Origin of the sequence: Erythrobacter sp. 3-20A1M (assembly GCF_018636735.1) — a bacterium.
Taxonomy (GTDB): domain Bacteria; phylum Pseudomonadota; class Alphaproteobacteria; order Sphingomonadales; family Sphingomonadaceae; genus Alteriqipengyuania.
On record NZ_CP045200.1, the window covers coordinates 315324 to 337411 of the forward strand.

Consider the following 22088-nt stretch of genomic DNA (forward strand, 5'->3'; position numbering starts at 1 on the left):
GGTGTTCTCGCACGAGCCTGAAACGCTCCACCCTCGGGCCGCACGGCCACCGGGTTACTTTGACGGCTGCCCCGCGCGAGCCCCACCCTGTCAAGCGTGAGGTTCGCCCCAATAGAAAAGAGCCCGACGCGCATCGGCACCAGGCCCCGGGACACCACCGGCAATGTTCAGCTCTATCTACCCGGGGCGGCGCAAGCGCTGCCTCGGATAGGCGCGCACATACGCACTTGTGGGATTCGGGTCAAGGGAGCGGTCGACCGCCCGACCGGAAACGACCGCCGCTACAACAGCGAAGGCTGCGCCGCCCCGCCCGCCCATGGCTCATCCGTCCGCTCGAGCGTCAGCGGCCCTTCCCACGGGCGGCACAGCGCGCGCGCCGCCTCGGGCTCGCCCGCGGTCCAGATGGCGTAGTCGCTGGCTGACAGGATCACCGGCATCCGGTCGTGGCAATCGGCCGCCACGCCGCAGGCATCGGTCATCACCATGGAGTAGCATCGCCCCCACTCGTCGCTGTCGCGCCAGATCCCCGCGCAGGCAAACAGCGGCGCGTCGGGCAGCGAGAGCCAGCTGCGCGTTTTGCCCCCGCGCGGCCCCTCCGCCTCTGCCCAAGCGGTAAGCGGGATGAGGCAGCGCCGCTCGGCAAAGCTGTAGCGCCAGAAGAACCCGTCGAGCTTGTCGGCGCGCGTATTGTTGACCGGCTTGGGCTTCAACGCCTGCCCCTTCGACCCGGTGCGCTGGAGCGGAAAGCCCCAATTCATCGAGACCAGCGCCCCTTCGGCCACGACCATGCCGGGCGTGCCGGGAAAGACCTCGCCTGCAAAGTTCGCGCCGGCGGGCTGCTCGATCGCCGAGAACCATTTGGCGACCTCGGCGGTGGTTTTGGTCAGGCGATAGAGATTACACATGGGGACTGTTTAACGGCGTTTGGCTTGGGACGACAGGCTTCGGCCATAGGTGACAGTGCCCAGCCTTATAGATCGGCTCCGGGCGAAAACACACGCGGCGAAATGCGAGGGGAGGATGCACGCCGCCCTCCTTACCCACCCTTCCCCGCTCAGCAGGTCAGCGGGGTCAGCTTCTGCGTGTTGGTGATCGCGTTCTCGGTCCGGTCGCGCACGTTGAAGGCGCTTTCGTAGCGGATGATCGGGTCGGAGATCACGCGGTCCCAGAACAGCGGCTGGTACTCGTAGGTCGCCTCGACGAAGATTACCGCGGTGCCCTGCCCCGCCGCGATCTGGTGGCCGGGCGCGCCGAGCCCGTCCTTCAGGCTGTCGTCGTTCGCCCCGTCGCCCTGCTCGCCATAGGCGGGATCGACGTCGAGACCGCCGTAGCAACGCTGCCATTCGATCATCTGCCCCTTCTTCGATCCGGTTTTGCCGTTGTCCTGAAGGGAGGAGACGACGACGCGGCCGTTGTCCTCGAAATTATACGAGCCGCCGATGGCCGGTACGCCGGCGAAGACCTCGTAGATGTCGGCCTCGTCCACGCTCTCGGGATTGCGGCCCGCATTGTCGGCGACCGACATCGCGATCTGGCTCGTGCGCAGCTGGGCGATGGTGTAATTTGTGGTCTCGATCCCGCCCAGGATCAGCGTCAGGAACACCGGCAGGCCGAGCGCGAATTCGATATAGGCGACGCCGCCGGTCGCGCGGCGCAGGCGGGAGAGGAAGGCGGCGGGCGCGATCACGGGCGACCGTTACCGTTACCGTTACCGTTACCGTTACCGTTACCGTTACCGTTACCGTTACCGTTACCGTTGCCGTTACCGCCGCCCGCATTGGCGTTCACGCCGATACCGCCGACGCAGACACCCAGGCCCAGCCCGTTGCCGGTTCCGTTGTTGAGCCCCACTGCGAGGCCGTTACCGTTGCAATTGCCGCCAGAACCGCCCGGGCCGCTCGCTACCGGTTTGCCACACAGGACGGGCGGCGTGACGCGCTCGCCGAAAGGCTGGTTGCGCACTGCCGCCTCCAGGGCCAGCTCGAACTCGTCGGAGCCGCCCCACAGCCAGCCACTGTTGAACAGGCGCGGCACGAGCGCGTCGACCTGGTAGAAGATGACGTCGTCGGGAGAGCCGCGACCGGTGGTACCGGCGGTCTGGTGGGTATCGTACACCCCGTTTTCGTTCTCGTCGCGCCAGCAATCGCCGTCGTCGGCGTCGAAGCTGCCATTCTTGTTGACGTCGGTCAGCAAAGGTTCGGCATTGCCGATGCTGGAGAAGCGGTAGAAGCTGGTCTGCTTCACATCGATCTCCGCCCCGATCGCGATGGTCCCGATCTGGTCGCGGATCATCTGCTCGACCTGCTCCTCCACGGTCTCGCCGGAATAGGACAGCTCGGGATTCTGCACGGAAGCACGGCGCGCGGCGTCGTTCACCGCGCCCTGCATCACCGCGCGGACATAGCTCTGATAGCCGAAGTCGAGCCCGGCGATGATCACCGTCAGCAGGGGGATCAGGATCAGCGCGAACTCGACGATGGTCGCGCCGCGTTCGTCGCGCGCGATGCGGGAGGGGAACATGCGGCGGATCATCTGGTCAGCCTCAGCCTGCCGATGCCGGCACCGATGTCGGAGAACACCTGCTCCAGATCGTTACCGTCGCTGTAGAAATAGGTCGCGCCGCTGGTCGCGCATTTCTCCACCTCTTCATTGGGCTTCGTATCGAGCACGATGACCCAGACGGTGATACCCATCGATTTCGCGAGATTGCAGGTGGCGAGGAAGCGCGCCTTGTGGATCGCGTCCAGACCGCCGCTTCCCTGCACGCGGTTCATCTGAGAATCCCGGCTATCCTCGGTGTAGCCGTTGGCGTTCACCTGCTGCACGCCATCGGTCATGAACACGATATGCTTGTTCACGACGACCCCGTTGCGCGTGGTCGGATTGTCGGCGGCGAAGAACCCGGTGGAGGAGATCAGGCGCAGTCCCCACAGCATCCCCGCATCGTGGTAGGTGTTGCCGCCCACGTTCTGCGTCACCTTGTTGATATCGCTAACGAAGCTGCCTTGGTTCGGATAGTTGGTCAGGGGCAAGGCCTCGGACGGGCAACTGTGTCCGCCGGGGTCGACCATCGAATCCGGATCATAGCGACCGAATTGCCAGCTGGTGTCGTCGGGGCCGCTCGCCCGGCGGTCGATATCGTTTTGCGTGACGGTGTCGCGGATCTGGTAGTTGTCCTGGGTGTAGCCCTCGCTCGGTCGCTCCTCGACGCAGCCATCCCCGCTGGTGCGGAAGGCGGTCAGACTCTGTTGCTCGTCATTGTTCTTCCGCCATTTGGTATCGCGGATGTTGACGAGAAAATTGCCCACTTCCGTGGTGTAGAAAATGCATGTGCCGAACAGCGAGAACCCGCATACCTGGCGTGTCGTCCAGTGATGCTGGTTCTTCACGAAATCGTTGTTCGACAACAGCCGTCCGACATTGGCGGTAACCGAATAAGACACCATGCCGAAGCGGGTGGTATCCGGCGAATCGGCGGCGGCGAGCGACTGGTAGAGGCCCTTCGCGCCCGAACGCAGGCGCACGATCTTCTTCGCGCCACCACCCGAGGGGGCCGAATTCATCGACCCGGTCACATCGAGCACGAGCATCACGTCGTTGTAGCCGAGGTCGCGGCGCGCGTCGCAGGCGGCCGATATCGGGATCTGGTCGTATCCGAAAACCGCCATGATCGCGGTCGGGACATTGGCGGTAGCGTAGCCGAACAGCTGCGCCTTGTCGGTATCACTCTGTTCGATATCGAGGTTCGCATCGCCGATGCCGTAAATGCCGTCGGGAAAGTTGAAGGCGAAGAACTTCTGCCCTTCGGCCTCGTTCGCCGCGGTGAACAGATTGCCGCGCATGGACTGGCGCGCGGCCAGCACGCCCGCGTCGCACGCGTTCTGCAGCTTGGCCTGCGCCATGTAGCCGATGCCCATATCGACCCCGCCGCCGATCATCGCGGTCAGCGGCAGCAGCGCCCCGGCGAAAATCGCCAACGCGTTTCCCCGCACGTCGCGCGCGAGCAGCCCGATCCAATGCGCAAGAATTACACGGAGCCCAGTCATAGGCTCGCGCATATGCCGCAGGAATGCTTACCGCATCGCTAAGAACGTCTGCTCCATGCGCGCTTTACATGCACGGACCAGAGAGGGCCGCGTCGGCCCCCATATTCAGGAATCGGCGAGGAAGGTCACCAGCGCGCGCACCTTCTTCTGCCGCCACTGGGGCAGCGGCGCGACCATCCAATAGGCGCGGCGGCCCTCGTCCGGCCCCTCGATCGCGACCAGCTTGCCCTGTTCCAGCGCTTCCTCGACCAGCAGATAGGGCAGCACGGCGCGGCCCAGCCCGGCCACCGCGCTCGACAGCGCTTGGCCGGCATTGCCGACCTGCACCGTCGCCTCCGCGCCTTCCGGCAGCGGAGCGCCGGGCCACGCGATCCATTCGTCGGGCGGCTCCTGCCCATGCTGCGCGGCGACCACCACCACCCGGCGCGCGGGTGCCAGCTCCACCCCTTCCAGATCGCCCGGCCCGTCGATCAGGCGGATGGCGACATCGAGATTGGCTTCGGTGAAATCGGCGTTCTCGTTCTCGACCAGTTGAAAGCGGGTCCCGGGGCTTTCGGCCCGGAAGGCGGCGAGCCTCGGCGCCAGCCACTGGGCGTAGAATTCGCGCGGCGCGGCAATGGTGTAGCGATCGCTCGCCTGACCCGCCTGCATGTTCTGCACGCTTTCCTCGAACTTCAGGAAGCCTTCGCGCAGCGGCTCCAGCCCCGCGCGCCCTTCCTCGGTCAGTTCGAGGCCCTTGCTGGTGCGGCGAAACAGGACAGTGCCGAGGTGGTCTTCCAGCGCTCGGATCTGCTGCCCTACGGCCGCGGGGGTGACCGCCAGCTCGTCCGCTGCGCGGGTGAAGGAGAGGTGCCGCGCCGCCGCGTCATACACACGCAGGGCGTTGAGAGGGAGGTGAGTGCGCTTCATCGGACCCGCGACTTAGGCCGCGCGGGCGCGAACCGCAATATTCAGCCGCGCGCTTCGGGGGCGCGGCTTTCCGCATTGGCCGGTGCGGCCAAGGGGAAGAACGGGATACGCACCTCGAACGGATGGCCGTCCTCGCGGTGGAAGGTATAGAAACCTTCCATCGTGCCGAACGGCGTTTCGAGCGGACAGCCCGAGACGTAATCGTGGCTGCGCCCGGGATTGAGCACCGGTTGTTCGCCGACGACCCCTTCGCCGTCGACATGGCTTACCCGGCCATCGGCATCGGCGATGCGCCAGTGTCGACTGACGAGCTGGACCCGCTCGTGCGAGCCGTTTTCGATCCGGATGTGATAGACCCAGAACCACTTGCCATCGTCCGGGCAGCTCTGTTCGGGCAGATAGTTGGCAACGACCCGAACCGTGATCCCGTCGGTCGTGGCGGCGTGCTGGAACATTTCCTTCATATCGGGCGAGCGTAATCCTTCTGTCTGTCACGGCAAGGTCCAACGCGCACTTTTTCGCGCCGCGACCGAACCCGCGGTGAAATTATCGGAAAGCTGTTGCCAATCTGCACGGCCGTGTCGACGCCTCGAGTCACCCGTCAGCGTAATCTTTCGCCAGGCCGCTGGCGGAAATCCCGGCGCATAGACGCTGCAGCGCGCAGCCATGGGCGGCGGTACGCATATCGAGACCGTGCGAATCCATCAGGCGCCGCACGCGGTCGGCGGCGTCGCTGATATGATCTTCCAGATAGGTCTCGACCTCGTGCTCTTTCCATGGCCGCCCTTGGCGACCCTGTACCCATTCGGCATGGCTCACCACCACGCCGCCGCCATTGGCGAGGATGTCGGGCACGACCTCGATACCCGCCTGGCGCAAGGCGTCGTCGGCGGCCGGCAGAATCGGGCGGTTCGCAATCTCCACGATGGCCTTGCAGCCCAATTTCTCCACGTCCTCGGGGCCGGCAATCACTCCGCCGAGCGCGGCCAGCACCAGCACGTCGCATTCCTGCTCCACTATCTTCGCGCCGTCCTTGAGCGAGGAGATACCCTCCCCGGTGAGAGCGGAGACTTCGCCCTTCTCCTCCTTCACCTGCGAGAGTCGGTCGATCGGCAACCCGCCCTTGGCGCGCACCAGACCGGACGAATCGGATACGGCGACGATCCTGTGCCCGGCCTCGCGCGCGGCCTTCGCGAACCAGCTGCCTGCATTGCCGTAGCCTTGCAGGGCGATGGTCAGCGACTGGTTGCCGCCCAGCCCCAGCTTCTCGCGCATGGCTTCCAGCGCGATCATCCCGCCGCGCCCGGTCGCCGGGGTACGCCCGACGATGCCGCCCAGCGAGACCGGCTTGCCGGTAAAGGCATGCGGCTCGATCCGGCCCACGAGGTCGGAATATTCGCTCACCATCCACGCCATCTCGCGTTCGCCGGTGGCGACGTCGGGAGCGGGAATGTCGCGGTCGGGCGACAGGATGCGGGCGAAGGCGCGCACATAACGCCGCGCCAGCCGCTCGCGCTCCATCGTGGAAAGCTGGGTCGCATCGACCTTCACCCCGCCCTTGCCCCCGCCGAAGGGCAGATCCATCAGCGCGCATTTCATCGTCATCAAGAAAGCGAGGGTCGAGACCTCGTCCTCGCTCACCGTGTGATGGAAGCGGATGCCGCCCTTCGTCGGGCCGAGCGTGGAATCGTAGCGGCAGCGCCACGCCTTCAGCTGCATCAGCGTGCCGTCGTCGCGGCGCAGCGGGATCGAGGCGGCCAAGGTCTCGCGCGGATAGCAGAGCCGCTCGATCAGTTCGTCCTGCAGGTCCAGCGCCTTCGCGGCGCGATGCATCCGCTCGCGCGCGGCGCTCAACATATCACCCATGTTGGAATTCTCCGGTCTGTTTTGCCCGAAGAATGGCCGAAACCGGCGCTTCGTTCCGGCCTAAAGCCCCGCTGCGGACAATGCGCGGTCGAGATCTTCCTTCAGGTCCTCGATATCCTCCAGCCCGACATTCACCCGCAGCAGCCCCTGGGGAATGCCCATCGTCTGCCGCTCGTCCTCGCTCATGGCGGCGTGGGTGGTGCTGGCGGGGTGGCACATCAGGCTGCGCGCATCGCCGATATTGTTGGAGATATCGACCAGTTGCAGCGCATCGAGGATCGCATGGGCCTGCTCGCGCCCCTCGACCTCGAAGCTGAAGATCGGGCCAGTCGCGCGCATCTGCTTCATCGCGAGGTCGTGACGCGGATGGCTGGCAAGGCCGGGATGGAGCATCCGCTTGACCCTGGGTTCGATCATCCGGCCGAGCGCGACCGCGTTCTCGCTCTGCTTCATGGCGCGCAGTTCCAGCGTTTCGAGGCCCTTCAGCACGACCCAGGCATTGAACGGCGACAGGTTGGGCCCGGTGTTGCGCTGGAACGGCAGCAGCACCTCGTCGATCCACTCCTTCGTCCCGCACACCGCACCGGCGAGCACGCGGCCCTGCCCGTCCATCAGCTTGGTCGCGGAATAGGCGACGACGTCGGCCCCGAACTCCATCGGTTTTTGCAGCACGCTGGTGGCGAAGGCGTTGTCGACGATGGTGGTGACGCCATGTGCCTTCGCGACGCCGCAGACATGCTCCAGATCGACCACGTCGAGCGTCGGATTGGCCGGCGTTTCGAAGAAGAACACCTTCGTGTTGTCCCGGATCGCCGCCTGCCAGGCGTCGTTGTCCGCGCTGTCGACCACCGTCGTCTCGATCCCGAAGCGCGGCAGGAGTTGGTCGACCAGCCAGCGGCATGACCCGAAGGCGGCGCGCGCAGCGACGCAGTGATCGCCCGCCGACAGGCTCGCCAGCAGTGCGGCGGTCATCGCCGCCATCCCGCTTGCCTGCGCCCGGCACGCCTCGGCACCTTCCATCAGCGCGATCCGCTCCTCCAGCATCGCGACTGTCGGGTTCTGCAACCGGGAATAGGTCATTCCCGGTTCCTCGCCCGCGAAACGCGCCGCGGGGGTCGCCGCATCGTCGTAGGTATAGCCCGAGGTGAGGAAGATCGCCTCGCTCGTCTCGCCATGATCGGACCGCCAGGTGCCGCCCCGCAGGGCCTGCGTGGCGGGGCGCCAGTTCTGCGTGATGGAACGGTCGGTGCCGGTGTCTTTCTTCATGCGGCCCGCTTACGGAACGCGCCCGTCGCTGGCAACGGTGGCCATGAAGCGCCTCGCGTCTTCAAAGCGCCAGAAAGCTGTTGTGGTCGGGCCGCTCTGCCCATAATCGTGCGGCGATGAACCAGCCCCGTTTCGGCGCGCGCGACCCGCTGATCATCCTCGTCCTGCTAACGCTCGCTTTCGCCGGACTGTGCGCCATCCGGCTCGAATTCCCGGCGAAGCTGTATTTCGACGAGGTCCACTACATTCCGGCCGCGCGCCAGATGCTGGCAGGGACCGCATGGAAGAACGCCGAGCATCCGCCGTTGGCGAAGGAAATCCTGGTCGGCCTGCTCGCTTTGTTCGGCGACCGTCCATTGGCCTGGCGCATCGGCCCGCTGGTCGCCGCCAGTCTGACGCTGTTCGCCTTCAGCCGCGCGCTCTGGCTGGCGAGCCTGCGCCGGGCGGCGACCGTCATGTTCGCCCTGCTGCTGGCGACCGGCTTCATCCTGTTCGTGCAGGCGCGCATCGCCATGCTCGACATGTTCATGGTCGGTTTCGTCGCATTGGCGACCTGGCAGTTCGCCGCTGCGCTGCGCCATCCGCAGCGCGGGCGCACGCACCTTGTCCTTACCGGGATAGCCATGGGCGCCGCCCTCGCCTGCAAGTGGAACGCGGGGCCGCTCGTCGCGCTGCCGGGGCTCACCTTCCTGGTCTGGCGGGGCTGGACGGCGCGCCACCGGCTGCTGTTCGCGCGCGAGGGGGGACCCGTGCCCGGCGTCTCCCTGATAGAAGCGGGCGTGTGGCTGGGCCTGCTACCGCTTGCGGTCTATGCGGCGACCTTCATCCCGGCGCTGTGGTTCGCGGGCGGCCCCTTCACGCACGGCAATTTGTTCGAAGTGCAGAAATGGATGGTTGAGCTGCAGGAAAGCGTACGCAAGCCGCATCCCTACCAGAGCCAGTGGTACCAGTGGGTCACCGATTCGCGCGCGATCTGGTATCTGTACGAGAAGATCGACGGGGCGCAGCGCGGAGTGATGCTGATCGGCAATCCCTTTACCATGCTCGCCGGACTGCCGGCAGTGCTCTGGTGCGCCTGGGCCGGCTTTTTCCGCAAGCGGGCGGACGCGCTGGCGGTGTTCGTGCTCTATGCCGTCGCCATCGGCACCTGGATCGTCGCGGCCAAGCCGATCCAGTTCTACTACCACTATTTCCTGCCGAGCTGCTTCCTGCTCGCCGCGCTGGCGCTGGCGCTCGACGCGCTATGGAACCTGCGGCGGCGCTGGGCGCAGGGCGCGGTGCTGCTGGCGATGGCCGCAAGCATCGGCCTGTTCGCGTGGTTCTACCCGATCCTGAGCGCCGCACCGCTCCACAAAAAGAACGCGTTCACGGATTACGCCTGGTTCAAGGAATGGAAGTGATCGGGTACTTTCAACGATAGACGGCCACCGCCTAGAACTTGCCCCAGACGAAGCGGCTCGACAGCGCGTAGTTCCAGACCGAACCGATCACGATCCCCGCCAACGCGGCGAGCACCCAGTGAAACCCGCGCGCCTGCAACAGCGTGGCGATGGCGACATTGGCCATCGCGCCGACCAGGCAGGTGACGATGAACCCGGCCCACCCCCGCACGAAGGCGCTCACCCCCGCCAGCCGCTTATCGCGATAGGTGAGCCAGTTGTTGAGCCAGAAGTTGAACGACATCGCGATGAAGGTCGCGATCGTGGTCGCAAGTGCAAAGCCTTCGCCCGCGAACCGGAACAGCAGCGTCAGCACGGTCAGGTGAACCGCCACGCCCAGCGCCCCGACGGTCCCGAACAGGGCGAAGCGGGTGGGAACGAAGCGACCGAAAGCACGGTCGTAGAGCCCGATCAGGAACTCGAACGCCACCGCTCGGTCCAGCTTGCTTTCGCCCTCGCGGCGGCAGGCGAACTGCATCGGCACTTCCTTGACCTTCAGGGCGACCGGTGCCGCGGCGAGGATGTCGAGCAGGATCTTGAACCCGATGCCGGACAGATTGGGGGCGAGCTCGCGAACCTTCGCCGCCTCGATCACGAAGAACCCGCTCATCGGATCGGCCAGTTCGACGCCGGTCATCTTGCGCGCCAGGCGATTGGCGAGGTCCGACCCCTTCTCGCGCCGGGCGCTGGACAGGCCCGCCGCGCTGCCGCCTTCGACGAAGCGCGAGGCGACGGCGACCTCGTATTCCCCGCCGCGGACATGGGCGAGCATTTCGGGGATCAGCGCCGGGTCGTGCTGATGGTCGGCGTCCATCACCGCGATGTAAGGCGCGGCGGTGGCACAGGCCCCCTCGATCACGGCGGAGGCGAGGCCCCGGCGGCCGATCCGCTGCACCGCGCGCATGCGCGGGTCGGTCCGGCTCAGCCGCCGCGCCTCCTCGGCGGTGCCATCCGGGCTGTCGTCGTCGACCACGATCGCTTCCCAGGCGATATCGCCGAGAGTCTCGTGAAGCCGGTCGAGCAGGGGGGCGAGATTGCCGCGCTCGTTCAGCGTCGGCAAAATGATGGCGAGTTCGATCACGCGCGCGCCTTTAGGGTCAGCGCAGGTTACTGGCAATCGCCAGTTGACGTGGGTCAACCAGCGAGGCGTCCGACCACCGCATCCCCCAGCCGTTCGGTCGATGCGTCTCCGCCCAGATCGAAGCCGCGCAGCCCATCCGCCAGCGTGTCGGAGACCGCTCTCTCCACGCTCCGCGCATCGTCTTCGCGGCCCAGCGAGTGACGCAGCAGCATGGCGGCGGAAAGGATCGCGGCGAGCGGGTTTGCCCGGCCCTGCCCGGCAATGTCGGGCGCGCTGCCGTGGATCGGCTCGTAAAGTCCGAAAGTGCCGTGCGCGGTGCGGCGTTCGCCCAGGCTGGCGCTGGGCAGCAACCCGATCGAGCCCACGCACATGCTCGCCTGATCGGACAGGATGTCGCCGAACAGATTGCCCGTCACGATCGTGTCGAACTGGCCGGGCGCGCGAACCATCTGCATCGCGGCGTTGTCGACATAGAGATGATCGAGCTCGACATCGGGGTAATCGGCAGCGACCTCGCACACCACGTCGCGCCAAAGCTGGCTGGTTTCGAGGACATTGGCCTTGTCCACGCTGGTCAGGCGGCCCGATCGCCCGCGCGCCGCGGCGAAGGCGACATGCGCGATCCGCCGCACCTCCCCCTCGGCATAGGACATCCGGTCCCACCCCTCGCGCTGTCCGTCGGTGCGGGTATGCGTGCCCTTCTCCCCGAAATAGACGTCGCCATTGAGCTCGCGCACGATCAGCATGTCGATCTCGCGCGCGATTTCGGGCCGCAGGCCGCTCATGTCCTCCAGCCCGGCAAAGGTCGTCGCGGGGCGCAGATTGGCGAACAGGCCGAGTTCGCTGCGCAGGCCCAGGATCGCCTGTTCGGGCCGATGCTCGCGTGGCAGGTCGTCGCAGGCGGGATCGCCGACCGCGCCGAACAGCACTGCGTCCGCTTCGCGCGCCATGGCGAGGGTTTCTTCGGGCAGAGGATGGCCGTGGCGGCGATAGGCGACCGCGCCGACATCGCCTTCGAACAGGGTCAGGCAGGGCAGATCGAGCGTCTCCAGCACGCGCACCGCCTGCCGCGTCACTTCGGGACCGATCCCGTCGCCTCCGAACACCGCTATCTTCATCGCTACCCGTCCATTCTTGCGAGGCGCGCCACCAGCCGCTCGCGCGCGGCCATCGTGTCGCTCGCCCGGTCGGCTAGCAGATGGCGGGCGAGCGGTTCGGCCAGTTTTTCCATCGCCGCCAATACCTCGGCTAGCGTGCTCGCCGCGGGCCGCGTGCCCCCATAGCCGAGCTCGCGCAGCAGCAGCGCTTCGTAAGCTACCAGCGCGGGTGCCCAGCCCCGGGCGGAAGGTGCGGCGCAGATGGCGTCGAGCAGAGCCGAAAGGGCGCTGTGCAGCGCGGGATAGGCATTGCGTTCGGGCAGGGTCGCGGCGGTGAGCGCGGTGACCCAGCCGATCGCCGCGGCGGGCAAGGGTTCGCTCAGCCAGGGTCCGCGCGACTGGGTGAGTTCGAGTTTGGCGAAGGGGAGCTGGCTGTCGGACCGGGCGCGAAGGTCTGCCTCCACCATATTGCCCGGCAGCACGACGGGCCGCATCCGGCGGCCGCGCGCGCCCGCGACATAGGCCGCCACGACGCCAGCCTCCTCGGTGAACAGCCGCGCGATGCGGCGGTCTCGCCATGCGAGCGCGTCGCCAGCACGATGGCGGGTGCCCTCAGCTGCACGGGATCATCGTCCCGGCCGGCCGGTCAGAGCTTGTGCTTGGCCTCGAGCGCGGTCACGCGGGCGGCCAGCGCCTCGCTATCCTCGCGCGCCTTGGCGGCCATGGCCTTGACCGCCTCGAACTCCTCGCGGCTGACGAAGTCGAGCCCGCCGAGCGTTTCCTTGACCCGCTCCCGCGCGCTCTCGCGCGCCTCGCGGGTCATCCCGGCGAAGGTGCCCGCGGCACCGTTCACGAGCTTAACGAAATCGGCGATCATGGGGTTCTGGCTCTGCATACCGGCCTAGATGTGGCGCGCGGGCGGAATTGGCAAGATCAGATCGCGATCCGCTGCGCCGCCCCGCTGGACGATGCACCGTCGGCCTGCGGATTGAGAGCCAGGATCTGGTAGTTGAGCACGCTGGCGAAGCACACCCAGGCGAGATAGGGCACCAGCAGCACGGCGGCCGCCCGCCGCACCCGCCAGAACAGCACCATGGTCGCGACGATCGCGATCCCCATCGCGACGATCAGGATCAGCGCCGCGGTGATCTGGTGCGCGGCGAAGAACAGCGGGCTCCACGCGAGATTGAGCGCGAACTGCACCACGAAGGCGAAGATCGCCGCGGTCCGACCCCGCGCGCCCCATGCATTGCACACCAACGCCAGCGCCAGCCCCATCAGGACGTAGAGGACGGTCCAGGCGATGGGAAAGAGGATCGGCGGGGGATAGAGCGCCGGCTTATCGAGCGAGGCGAACCACGGGTTGCCATCGCCATTGCCCGACGCGGCCCCCGACAGCAGGCCGAGCAGGACGACTGCGGGAATGCACAACAGGGCCCAGCGGATGAAGCTGGCGCGCAGTTGCCCGCGCGAGGCCAGACGCGACATTGAACCTCCTCGATAAAGGGGCATTCATGCGACCTATTCGCACCAGCACCTAGATTGCGGCGCACGCGCGCGCAACCGGCAGACGCACTATTCCCCGCCGCTTTCGCCTGCACCATGCCCGCGGCGCGCCGCGACCAGGAATTCGACATTGCCCTCCGGCCCGGTGATGGGGCTCTCGACCACCCCGTCAACCGTCCAGCCGCGATCCGCCAGCCAGGCGCACACCTCGGCGCAGACGCGCGCGTGCAGGGCCGGGTCGCGCACCACTCCGCCCTTGCCCACCTCCTCGCGCCCGACCTCGAACTGCGGCTTGATCAGCGCGACGAGGCGGCATCGGGGCGCGGCCAGCTCCAGCGGGCGCTCCAGCACCTTGGCGAGGCCGATGAAGCTCGCATCGCAGACCACCCAGTCGCAGGGCCGGTCGATCTGCTCTGTGGTCAGAATACGCGCGCTGGTCTGTTCCAGCACCGTCACGCGCTCGTCCTGCCGCAGCTTCCACGCGAGCTGGTTGGTGCCCGAATCGACCGCGAAGACATGGGCCGCGCCCTGCTGCAGCAGCACGTCGGTAAACCCGCCGGTGGAGCTGCCGATATCCATCGCCACCGCGCCTGCGGGATCGAGCCCGAAATGCTCGATCGCGTGCGCCAGCTTGATTCCCCCGCGCGAGACCCAGGGATGGTCGCGCCCGCGCACTTCCAGCGGCGCGTCCTCGGGCAGCTGGTGGCCCGGCTTCGCCAGCTTGCTTTCGTTGGAGAACACCAGCCCTGCCATCACCAGCGCCTGCGCACGGGTGCGGCTTTCCGCCAGACCGCGGGAAACGAGCAACTGGTCGATACGGATCTTCTTCGCCATGGACCCCATCGCGGTTAGCGCGCATTACATCCCCATGCAAAGCAACCGAACGCCGATCCGCTCCATCGCCCTGCGCCTCGCCCCCGGGATCGCGCTGACGATCGGGCTCGCCGCCTGCGCGCCCACGCCGCAGCGGGTGGAGCAGACCCCCATGCCCCCGCCTCCCCCGCCCCCGGTCACCGTGACGGTGCCCACGCCCAGCTTCGACAACTGGATGGACGCGCCCCAGACGCCGGGCGACTGGCGCTACGCCCCGGACGGCAGGAAGCCCTATGCCGTATTCGGCGCGCGCGGCGGGACCGGGCAATTCGCCATCGAGTGCGACCGCACGGCCGGATCGATCGCGCTGGTCCGCGCGGGCAGCGCCGGTGCAGCGGTTCCCATGCAGGTGCGCACCGAAACCGCCGACCGCGTGGTGCAGGCCCAGCCCATTGCCGGCACAGGTCGTGTCGCGGCGACGCTCAACGCGCGCGACCCGCTGCTGGATGCGATGGCCTTCAGCAAGGGGCGCTTCGCGATCGAGGTTGCGGGATTGCCCACGCTCTATCTCCCCGCCTGGGCGGAGGTGAGCCGGGTGATCGAGGACTGTCGGTAAGGAGAGTCGCGAGGCGCGCGCAAACGCGCGCACCGCATTCGATCAATTCTGACGTCGGAAAACTTTTATTCAAGCCTTGTTTTCGCAGGCCGCACGAATCACAAAGGGGATGAGATCGGCGGCGAACGACGATTTCAACCCCCGGTGATACGGCGGGTTATGGCTCTACAGCGCGAAAGGAGGTGATCCGATGTCTCATGGTTCAGCAGAGAGGTCGGCAAGTTTCCGCACGGAGCACTATCGGTAGGATTCCTTCGATAGAGGCACCGTGAGCGGCACTTCCTGGCCGCTGACCATGCGAAGGCCAGTCTCCCCCAGGGCATCGAGCCGGGCGCGGAGGCTGGCCTTCTCATTTTCGCTACCGGCGAGCCGCTAGCAAGAGTAATCCGGTCGCTCGATGTCGGCGACGATCCCGAGCTGCTCGGGCGACCAGCCCAGCACCTTCTTCGTCCACGCGTTGGAAGCGGGGCCGTTATTGGCAACCCAGGTGGCAAGGGGTCCGAAATGCGCCTCCGCCTCTTCGGGTGTCAGCGACCTGGTCGGCAGGCCGAGCTGGCGTCCGATCGCTTCTGCGATCTCGCGGTAAGGCACGCCCTCCTCGGCAACCGCATGGTAGGCCTCGCCGCGGGCACCGCGTTCCAGGGCTAGCCGGTAGACGCGTGCGGCGTCCAGACGGTGAACCGCCGGCCACAGGTTCGCGCCATCACCGACATAGGCCGAGAAGCCCTTCTCGCGAGCAATGCCTGCGAGCATGGGCACGAAGCCATGCGTTTCGCCTTGGCCGTGAACGGAGCGCGGGTTGCGCACAACGTTCGCATGGATGCCGCGATCGGCCAGCGCAAAGGCGGTCTGCTGGGATGCGCGCGGAAAGGCCGGCATCACCTCCGGCCGGTCGGTTTCCAACGCCTTCTCGCCCGTGAGGTGCAGGAAGCCATCGGTAACGACGATCGGCCGTGTCGATCCGGCGAACACCTCGCCGAACGTTTCGATCGCGGCGCTGTCCTCGGCCGCCAACTCGCCGATCCGTGAGATGTCGAGACCAAAGGCGGTATGGATGATTCCGTCCGCATCCGCAGCGCCCCGACGAAGAACGTCCAGGTCGCCCAGTCCGCCGACCACTACCGTGCCCCCCGCAGCAAGAAGCGCCGCACCTTTTTCCTCCGACCGGACCAGACCGACGACCGAGTGACCGGCCGCCATCAGCTCGCGCGCGACGACCGAGCCGATCCAGCCATTCGCACCTGTCAGGAATACACGCATTGCAACCTCCTTGCTGTTCGAGGCGGCATGGGGCTATGACCACCGTCAGTGACTGACATAGGTTCGATGTCAGTCACTGACAAGGAGGGATATGGCGAAATCGACATCGAATGCGCGCGTGCGCCTGCAACAGGCAGCGGTGGAGCTGTTTCTGGAGCGCGGCTACGACCGCACCACCGCAGCCGAAATCGCCGACCGGGCCGGAGTGACGGAGCGCACGTTCTTTCGTCACTTTCTCGATAAGCGCGAGGTGCTGTTCGATGGCCAGGCGGTGCTGGTGAAAGCGCTGACCAGTTCGATCGCCGACGCGCCAGCCGAGCTGGGGCCGCTCGACACGCTCTTCAGGGCCTTCCGAGCGGTGACGCCGCTATTGGAAGACAACCGCCCTTTTTCGCAGCCCCGGCAAAAGGTCATCTCCGCGACACCGGCCCTCCACGAACGCGAGCTGTCCAAGCTGGAAGCGTTGTCCGACGGGCTTGCTTCGGCCTTGCGGCAACGCGGTGTTTCCGAGCTGCCCGCCGTACTGGCCGCCCGTGCTGGTATGGCTTCCTTCGCCCACGCGACGCTTGCTTGGCTGGAAGATGACCAACCGTCGCTGGCGGAGCGTCTCGATCTGGCCGAGAGAGCCTTGAAGAGCGTTCTGTAAGAGTCGGCTCCGACGTTCCCGCCCAAGGCGACAGGTTGGTGGGCTATTCGCTTTCCTACTCCGCCGAAATCTGCCTCAACTTGGCGGATGAAGCGCTATTTCACCCTGCCGCCGCGCGATCGCTCGCCGGCGATCGCCATTCCGCCCTTTCATGCCGTGCCGGTGCGCCTGCGGGCCGACGGCTGGACGCCGCTGCGGCAGGCGGAGTTCATTGGGCATCTGGCGGAAACGCGCTCGGTCGCGCAGGCCGCGCGGTGCGTTTCGATGGCGCGCGAGAGCGCGTACCGCCTGCGCACGCGTGCCGGATCGGAAGGTTTCGTCGCGGCGTGGGACGCGGCGCTGGCGCGCACCGGGACCAGGCGCGGTCAGGAACAGCTGCTCGCCGCACTGGACGCGGCGCGTGCCGCCCTGCGCCCCTCGCCGAAAGTCACACTCAGGCAGCTCGAATGGCGCGTCGATACCGGTGTGTGGAAGGTAATCCTGCACGCCGGGCGCTATGCCGGGGTGCGGCGCAAGCCCGACAATTCCGCGCTTTTCGCGCTGCTCGCCCGCACCCGCCATGCCGACGAATGGGCGACGGGATGAGCGAAAGTCACACTTTTCAAACGCGCGTTTCGCGTTCCATCCTGTTGGACGATGCGCGGCAAGGGCCACCTGCAACCTCTCCTCTTGCCCCCGCCCCCCTCGCGGATTACTCCGCCGCCATGGATTTCGAGCACATTCCCCACCCCGCGCCGGTACCGGGCGAAACCCGCGACCAGGCGATCGCCGATCCGGGCTTCGGCAGCGTCTTTACCGATCACATGGCGATCATCGAATACGACGCCAACGATGGGCGTGGTTGGCATTCGGCCCGCATCGCACCGCGCGAACCGCTCAGCCTCGATCCCGCGGCGGCGGTTCTGCATTATGCGCAGGAGATCTTCGAAGGGCTGAAGGCGTACAAGCAGGCGGACGATAGCCTCGCGCTGTTCCGGCCAGAGGCGAATGCGCGCCGGTTCCGGGACAGCGCACGGCGGCTCGCCATGCCCGAACTGCCCGAGGAGCTGTTCCTCGAATCGCTGCGGCGGCTGGTGGAGGTCGACCGCGCCTGGGTGCCGACCGTGCCGGGCGGCTCGCTCTATCTGAGGCCCTTCATGTTCGCGGACGAGGCCTTCCTCGGCGTGCGTCCGGCGAAGAAGTACAAATATCTCGTCATCGCCAGCCCGGCGGGCAATTATTTCAAGTCCGGCGCGCCGGCGGTGAAAATCTGGGTCAGCCAGGATTATGTCCGCGCCGCGCCCGGCGGCACCGGGGCGGCGAAGACCGGCGGAAATTATGCCGCCTCGCTGGTTCCGCAGGCCGAGGCGATCGAGAAAGGCTGCGACCAGGTCGTGTTCCTAGACGCGGTGGAGCGCAAGTGGATCGAGGAACTGGGCGGCATGAACCTGTTCTTCGTGTTTGACGACGGCAGCGTGGTGACACCCCCGCTGACCGGTACGATCCTGCCCGGCATCACTCGCGACAGCCTGCTGACGCTGCTGCGCGAAGAAGGGCTGACCGTGCGCGAGGAGCCCTATTCGCTGGACCAGTGGCGCGCCGATGCCGAGAGCGGGAAGCTGGTCGAGACCATGGCCTGCGGCACCGCGGCGGTCGTCACCGCCGTGGGCACGGTCGCGCAGCCGGACGGCGAGTTCACCATCGGCAGCGGCGGTCCGGGTCAGCTAACCACGAAGCTGCGCGAGCGGCTGGTCGGCATCCAGAAGGGCGCGGTCGACGACACCCATGGCTGGGTGACGCGGCTCTAGGTCAGTCGATCCGCGATAGCCGCATCGCCAGCCCGGCGCTGGCGGGCAGGAGCTTCGCCATGGTTGCCAGCGCAAGCGCGCCGGTCGGGTTCTCGGCAAGATGCCACACCAGGCTAGCCGCGCCGACGGGTCGCCGGGAGCGCCGGGCGAAGCCGCGCTGGAATTGCGGCGCGCTGCGGCCCGAAAGGTAGGCTTCGCCCGCCGCGATCCCGCTGGCGATGGCGATGCTCATCCCCTCGCCCGCAAGCGACGGAATGACCGCCGCCTGATCGCCGAGCCGGTAGAGGCCGGGCTGCGTCTCGGTCGCGATCCAGCCGTAGGGGACGGAGCCGATGGTATCGATGGGCAGCCCCGCCGGTGCGCCCGCCATGCGCTCGGCGAACGCCGGGTAATCCGCCGCCAGCCGGTCGAGTAGGGTGCGCGGGTCGCCGCCCGCCCCGGCCAGCAGAGACTTCCTGACCGCGAGGCAGACATTGGCGCTCCCATCCTCCTGCAACACGATCCCGGCATAGCCGCCATCGAAGAAATGCAGCTCGATCGCCCCGGCGAGCAGATCGTGCAACCGCTTACCGCCGGGCAGGCGGATGCGCAGGCCCAGCGCGGGATCGTCGCCCTGTCGCGGGCGGCTCTCTCCGCGCACATCGTGCTTGCCGGTGGCGAGGAAGATCGCGTCGGAGCGCCATTCCCGCCGCGCGCCCTCGATCCGGCCGGGTGCCACGCCCCGCGCGCGATCGATCTTGAGCCGCGCGCCCGAAGCCAGAGCCATCTGGCGCAGCGCGGTGTCGAATGCGTGGCGAGAAAGGCCGAAAGCGGTCGCGGGCAACCGCGCCTCCGCCTGGCGCTCGCCCGCGAACAGTCGCAGCCGCCCGACCCGGTGCGCGCCGAGCGCGGGCAGATCGATCCCGAGGCCGCGCAGACTCTCCGCCGTGCGCCAGCTCATGAAGCCGCCGCACAGCGCGTCACCAACTCTCTCGTCCCGGTCGATCAGCACCGGCTCCGCCCCGCCGCGCGCCAGCACGATGGCGGCGGCGCAACCGGCAGGTCCGGCCCCGAGGATCAGCGGCGCGGTCAGCGCAGCTTCTCGACACACAGGCGGAAGGGAAAGACACGGAACACCCGCGCACCCCGCACCCCCGCCTCGGCCAGCATGGGTGCCCATTCGCCGGGGCGGTAGGAACGCGCGATGCTCATCTGCCCGTCATGGCGCACGATATCGTGCCAGCCGAACATCCGCGCGAGCAGCGGGTAGCCACGATAGGCGAAGCCGTGGCGATGGAGGTCGTTGACCAGCCAACCCGCGCGCGCTTCGCCGTCCATGAAGCGCAGGAAGGCGACGAGCTGAGCATGGGTCATATGATGCGCGACGAGGCTGGAGACGACGCAGTCGAACCCCTCGCCCGCCAGATCGGCATAGTCGCCCGCCCGGTACTCTATTCCGCTGTCGGGATCGGTCCGCGCCCGCGCGGTAGCGACGCTCTTGGCGTTCAAGTCGATGCCTACGAGCCGCGCCGCGACGCCGCGCCGAACCGCCCAGCGGCGTATGATGCGCAGCATATCGCCATCACCGAAACCGACATCGAGCAGGCTGAAATGGTCACGCCGTCCCACTGCTCGGTCGAGAAAGGCAAGCGTAGGGCGCGCGGCCATGGTGACCCGGTTGACCTTGGCCAAGTCGCGTAACACGGCGTCGTAGATCTCCGGCGCAAGTGCCGGATCATCCATCAGTTCCTCGGCGATGAGGCGGCGCTCAAGCATCCACCCGGCCGAACCGGAAGCCTTCCATCGCCAGACCCGGGCCGAAGGCAAGCGCGATGCCGCTAGCGGGCATTTCGCGCAGCATACGCCCCATCACGAACATCAGCGTGGAGGACGACATGTTCCCGAAATCGCGCAGAACCGCGCGCGACGCCTCTAGCTGGGCCGGATCGAGCTCAAGGCCACGCTCCACCGCGTCGAGGATCGAGCGACCGCCTGCGTGAACGGCAAAGGCTTCGGGTTTGGGACCGGTCCCGAGAATACGCCGCTGCACCGCCGTATCCGATAGGGCTGCGGCGATGCGATTGGGTACCTCCCCGGACAGATGCATCTCGAACCCGGTGTCGCCGATGCGCCAGGTTATCAGGGCCTCGCTTTCCTCAAGCGCGGCGGAAATACCCTCACCCAGTTCAAGGCCCGGCCCCTTGCCGGTGACGATCGCCGCGGCAGCTCCGTCGCCGAACTGCGCGCCCGCCAGCAGCGGCTCGATCTCGACCCGGTTCTGATGATGCAGGGTCGAGAGTTCGACCGTCACCACCAGTACCCGCGCATCTGGCTCCGAACGGACAATATGGCGCGCGGTGCGCAATGCGGTGACCGCGGCGTAGCACCCCATGAAGCCGATCAGCACGCGCTCGACATCGTCGGGCAAGCCCAGGCGACGCGCGATGATCTGGTCGATACCGGGGGCCACGAAGCCCGTGCAGCTGGCCACCACGATGTGCGTGATATCGCCCAGCCGATCGAGCTTCGCAATCGCGCGCAGTGCCAGATCCGGCGCCTCCCGCGCGTAGATAGCCATCCGACTTGCGGTCGAGGGAGCGGCGGCCGAGTAATAGCCTTCCCCCCGGTCGAGCTTGGCGTCCTCCGCACTTAATACCGACCAGCGATGCTCGATGCCCGAACGCTCAGCCATGCGCTCGTAAACCTTGGCTTCCCGTCCCTCGCCCAGCTGGCGCATGGCCCAGCCGCGATAATCCTGCTCGAAATCGCAGTCGGGTACGGCGGTGGCTAGATCGGTAATACGCGCGGTCATGGAATGGGGGGTCTCGGCCATCGGGGTACGCACTAAACGCGGGAAGCGCGCGATCGCTCCCTTAGCGACTATAACCGCGGCCGGACGAGGAACTGCTTCGGCATGACCTGGCTGGGGCGCAGCACGATCACCGCCACACCGGCGACAGCAATTATCCCGCCGATGACGAGCGGCCATCCTATGGCGTCCCCCGTGATCGATGCGCCCAGCCCCACCGTCATCAAGGGACACAACAGCGTAAACGGCACGATCATGTTCGCCTCATTATGCTGGAGAAGGCGGTAATACAGCGAATGCGCGCCCACGGAAGTGACCAGTGCGGCATAGATCAGGCACGCCGTCGCTTCCCAGGGGTGGGCGAAGATCGAGGCGAACTGCCCGCTTTCGGTCGCGAGAGATAGCGGCGTGAGAACGATGGTGGATGCAACCGCCGCCCATGCCTGCAAGCGCACCGAATCGATCTCGATCCGTTTTACGAAAACCGATCCCAGGGCACCGACGATGGCCGACAGACCGACCCAGCCGAGTCCGGAACCGCTGGCCCAACCGGCCGGCGAGGCAACAGCAATCCCCACGCCGACGAAGGCGAGGACGATCCCGCCGGCCCGACGCCAGCGAACGCGCTCCTTCAGGATCAGGATCGCGAACAGCACGGTCAGCGGCGCCCCCGACAGGCTGACGATCCCCGCGGCCGAGGGACTGGCGGTTTTGAGCCCGACGAAGAGCAATGCGAACGAACCACCGCTGATGGCGAGCCCGACCAGCATCACGCGAAGGAGCCCTTGGGGCACCGGACGCAGCAGCGGTGCGAGCGCGGCCACCACGATTACCGATCGCAGCAGGGCATAGAACAGCGGCGGGATTCCCAGATCGCCCACCGCCAGCTTGCTGACCACCACATTGGCGGCCCAGATCAGATTGACGAGGAACAGTAGTGCGATCGTGCGGAATGACATGCAGCGAAG

The 22088-nt window shown here is 67.0% G+C and carries 23 protein-coding genes and 1 pseudogene; 5 read left to right on the forward strand and 19 right to left on the reverse strand.

The annotated features are described in order from the left end of the window. Positions 1 to 281: 281 nt before the first annotated feature. From F7D01_RS01530 to F7D01_RS01565, 8 genes are all read right to left on the reverse strand, one after another. The gene (locus F7D01_RS01530; RefSeq protein WP_215228524.1) at positions 282 to 905 is read right to left on the reverse strand and encodes an SOS response-associated peptidase; all 624 of its coding nucleotides are present in this window, start codon (positions 903 to 905) and stop codon (positions 282 to 284) included. Between the two features lie 149 nt (positions 906 to 1054). Continuing rightward, on the reverse strand, positions 1055 to 1687 hold the full coding sequence (locus F7D01_RS01535; RefSeq protein ID WP_215228525.1) for a TadE/TadG family type IV pilus assembly protein: 633 nt from the start codon (positions 1685 to 1687) through the stop codon (positions 1055 to 1057). Beyond that, positions 1684 to 2532 (reverse strand): TadE/TadG family type IV pilus assembly protein, encoded by an 849-nt coding sequence (locus F7D01_RS01540; protein ID WP_215228526.1) that lies wholly within the window; start codon positions 2530 to 2532, stop codon positions 1684 to 1686. Before F7D01_RS01540 ends, F7D01_RS01535 begins: the two co-directional genes overlap by 4 nt. Further along, a complete protein-coding gene (locus tag F7D01_RS01545; protein WP_215228527.1) occupies positions 2529 to 3977 on the reverse strand; it encodes a pilus assembly protein TadG-related protein in 1449 nt (482 codons plus the stop codon). Before F7D01_RS01545 ends, F7D01_RS01540 begins: the two co-directional genes overlap by 4 nt. Before the next feature lie 174 nt (positions 3978 to 4151). Then, positions 4152 to 4955 carry a LysR substrate-binding domain-containing protein gene (locus F7D01_RS01550; RefSeq protein WP_215228528.1) on the reverse strand — a complete coding sequence of 268 codons (804 nt, stop codon included), beginning with the start codon at positions 4953 to 4955 and terminating at the stop codon, positions 4152 to 4154. A 41-nt stretch (positions 4956 to 4996) separates the two neighbouring features. Then, positions 4997 to 5419, reverse strand: coding sequence for a Co2+/Mg2+ efflux protein ApaG (gene apaG, locus F7D01_RS01555; protein ID WP_215228529.1), 423 nt, complete (start codon positions 5417 to 5419; stop codon positions 4997 to 4999). Positions 5420 to 5549: 130 nt separating this feature from the next. Next, on the reverse strand, positions 5550 to 6821 hold the full coding sequence (locus F7D01_RS01560) for a Glu/Leu/Phe/Val dehydrogenase (RefSeq protein WP_215228530.1): 1272 nt from the start codon (positions 6819 to 6821) through the stop codon (positions 5550 to 5552). A gap of 60 nt (positions 6822 to 6881) precedes the next feature. After that, on the reverse strand, positions 6882 to 8087 hold the full coding sequence (locus tag F7D01_RS01565; RefSeq protein ID WP_215228531.1) for a PLP-dependent aspartate aminotransferase family protein: 1206 nt from the start codon (positions 8085 to 8087) through the stop codon (positions 6882 to 6884). Between the two features lie 116 nt (positions 8088 to 8203). On the opposite strand from F7D01_RS01565, the gene F7D01_RS01570 reads away from it, so the two are divergent. Next, the gene (locus F7D01_RS01570) at positions 8204 to 9487 is read left to right on the forward strand and encodes a phospholipid carrier-dependent glycosyltransferase (RefSeq protein ID WP_215228532.1); all 1284 of its coding nucleotides are present in this window, start codon (positions 8204 to 8206) and stop codon (positions 9485 to 9487) included. A 31-nt stretch (positions 9488 to 9518) separates the two neighbouring features. Here F7D01_RS01570 and F7D01_RS01575 read toward each other — a convergent pair whose 3' ends face one another. The 6 genes and pseudogenes from F7D01_RS01575 to F7D01_RS01600 all read right to left on the reverse strand — a co-directional run bounded on the left by F7D01_RS01575 (position 9519) and on the right by F7D01_RS01600 (position 14044). After that, complete coding sequence (locus tag F7D01_RS01575) at positions 9519 to 10607, reverse strand: glycosyltransferase family 2 protein (protein WP_215228533.1); 1089 nt, start codon at positions 10605 to 10607, stop codon at positions 9519 to 9521. Positions 10608 to 10660: 53 nt separating this feature from the next. Beyond that, the gene (leuB, locus tag F7D01_RS01580; protein ID WP_215228534.1) at positions 10661 to 11725 is read right to left on the reverse strand and encodes a 3-isopropylmalate dehydrogenase; all 1065 of its coding nucleotides are present in this window, start codon (positions 11723 to 11725) and stop codon (positions 10661 to 10663) included. A gap of 2 nt (positions 11726 to 11727) precedes the next feature. Continuing rightward, positions 11728 to 12326 (reverse strand): annotated as a pseudogene (locus tag F7D01_RS01585) (DNA repair protein RecO). 24 nt (positions 12327 to 12350) lie between these two features. Then, positions 12351 to 12599 (reverse strand): accessory factor UbiK family protein, encoded by a 249-nt coding sequence (locus F7D01_RS01590; protein ID WP_215228535.1) that lies wholly within the window; start codon positions 12597 to 12599, stop codon positions 12351 to 12353. 38 nt (positions 12600 to 12637) lie between these two features. Next, the gene (locus F7D01_RS01595; RefSeq protein WP_215228536.1) at positions 12638 to 13192 is read right to left on the reverse strand and encodes a TspO/MBR family protein; all 555 of its coding nucleotides are present in this window, start codon (positions 13190 to 13192) and stop codon (positions 12638 to 12640) included. Between the two features lie 87 nt (positions 13193 to 13279). Continuing rightward, on the reverse strand, positions 13280 to 14044 hold the full coding sequence (locus tag F7D01_RS01600; protein ID WP_215228537.1) for a TlyA family RNA methyltransferase: 765 nt from the start codon (positions 14042 to 14044) through the stop codon (positions 13280 to 13282). 34 nt (positions 14045 to 14078) lie between these two features. Between F7D01_RS01600 and F7D01_RS01605 the strand changes: the two genes are divergently transcribed. Next, positions 14079 to 14639, forward strand: coding sequence for a hypothetical protein (locus tag F7D01_RS01605; RefSeq protein WP_215228538.1), 561 nt, complete (start codon positions 14079 to 14081; stop codon positions 14637 to 14639). A gap of 372 nt (positions 14640 to 15011) precedes the next feature. Here the strand turns inward: F7D01_RS01605 and F7D01_RS01610 are convergent, their stop codons facing one another. Further along, complete coding sequence (locus F7D01_RS01610; RefSeq protein ID WP_215228539.1) at positions 15012 to 15899, reverse strand: SDR family oxidoreductase; 888 nt, start codon at positions 15897 to 15899, stop codon at positions 15012 to 15014. 118 nt (positions 15900 to 16017) lie between these two features. Between F7D01_RS01610 and F7D01_RS01615 the strand changes: the two genes are divergently transcribed. The 3 genes from F7D01_RS01615 to F7D01_RS01625 all read left to right on the forward strand — a co-directional run bounded on the left by F7D01_RS01615 (position 16018) and on the right by F7D01_RS01625 (position 18332). Continuing rightward, positions 16018 to 16545 (forward strand): TetR/AcrR family transcriptional regulator, encoded by a 528-nt coding sequence (locus F7D01_RS01615; protein WP_251566978.1) that lies wholly within the window; start codon positions 16018 to 16020, stop codon positions 16543 to 16545. 87 nt (positions 16546 to 16632) lie between these two features. Next, positions 16633 to 17130 (forward strand): hypothetical protein, encoded by a 498-nt coding sequence (locus F7D01_RS01620; RefSeq protein ID WP_215228541.1) that lies wholly within the window; start codon positions 16633 to 16635, stop codon positions 17128 to 17130. A gap of 119 nt (positions 17131 to 17249) precedes the next feature. After that, positions 17250 to 18332: a branched-chain amino acid aminotransferase gene (locus F7D01_RS01625; protein ID WP_215228542.1), complete on the forward strand. Its 1083-nt coding sequence runs from the start codon at positions 17250 to 17252 to the stop codon at positions 18330 to 18332. Between the two features lies 1 nt (position 18333). Here F7D01_RS01625 and F7D01_RS01630 read toward each other — a convergent pair whose 3' ends face one another. From F7D01_RS01630 to F7D01_RS01645, 4 genes are read right to left on the reverse strand one after another with little or no spacing between them, the layout of a single operon-like run. Continuing rightward, positions 18334 to 19422 (reverse strand): NAD(P)/FAD-dependent oxidoreductase, encoded by a 1089-nt coding sequence (locus tag F7D01_RS01630; protein ID WP_251566979.1) that lies wholly within the window; start codon positions 19420 to 19422, stop codon positions 18334 to 18336. Next, positions 19401 to 20087: a methyltransferase domain-containing protein gene (locus F7D01_RS01635; protein ID WP_215228544.1), complete on the reverse strand. Its 687-nt coding sequence runs from the start codon at positions 20085 to 20087 to the stop codon at positions 19401 to 19403. The genes F7D01_RS01630 and F7D01_RS01635 overlap by 22 nt, the downstream gene beginning before the upstream one ends. Continuing rightward, positions 20080 to 21144 (reverse strand): type III polyketide synthase, encoded by a 1065-nt coding sequence (locus F7D01_RS01640; RefSeq protein WP_371819644.1) that lies wholly within the window; start codon positions 21142 to 21144, stop codon positions 20080 to 20082. The genes F7D01_RS01635 and F7D01_RS01640 overlap by 8 nt, the downstream gene beginning before the upstream one ends. A gap of 47 nt (positions 21145 to 21191) precedes the next feature. Beyond that, positions 21192 to 22079, reverse strand: a complete 888-nt coding sequence (locus F7D01_RS01645; RefSeq protein WP_215228545.1) for a DMT family transporter — start codon at positions 22077 to 22079, stop codon at positions 21192 to 21194. Between the last annotated feature and the right edge of the window lie 9 nt (positions 22080 to 22088).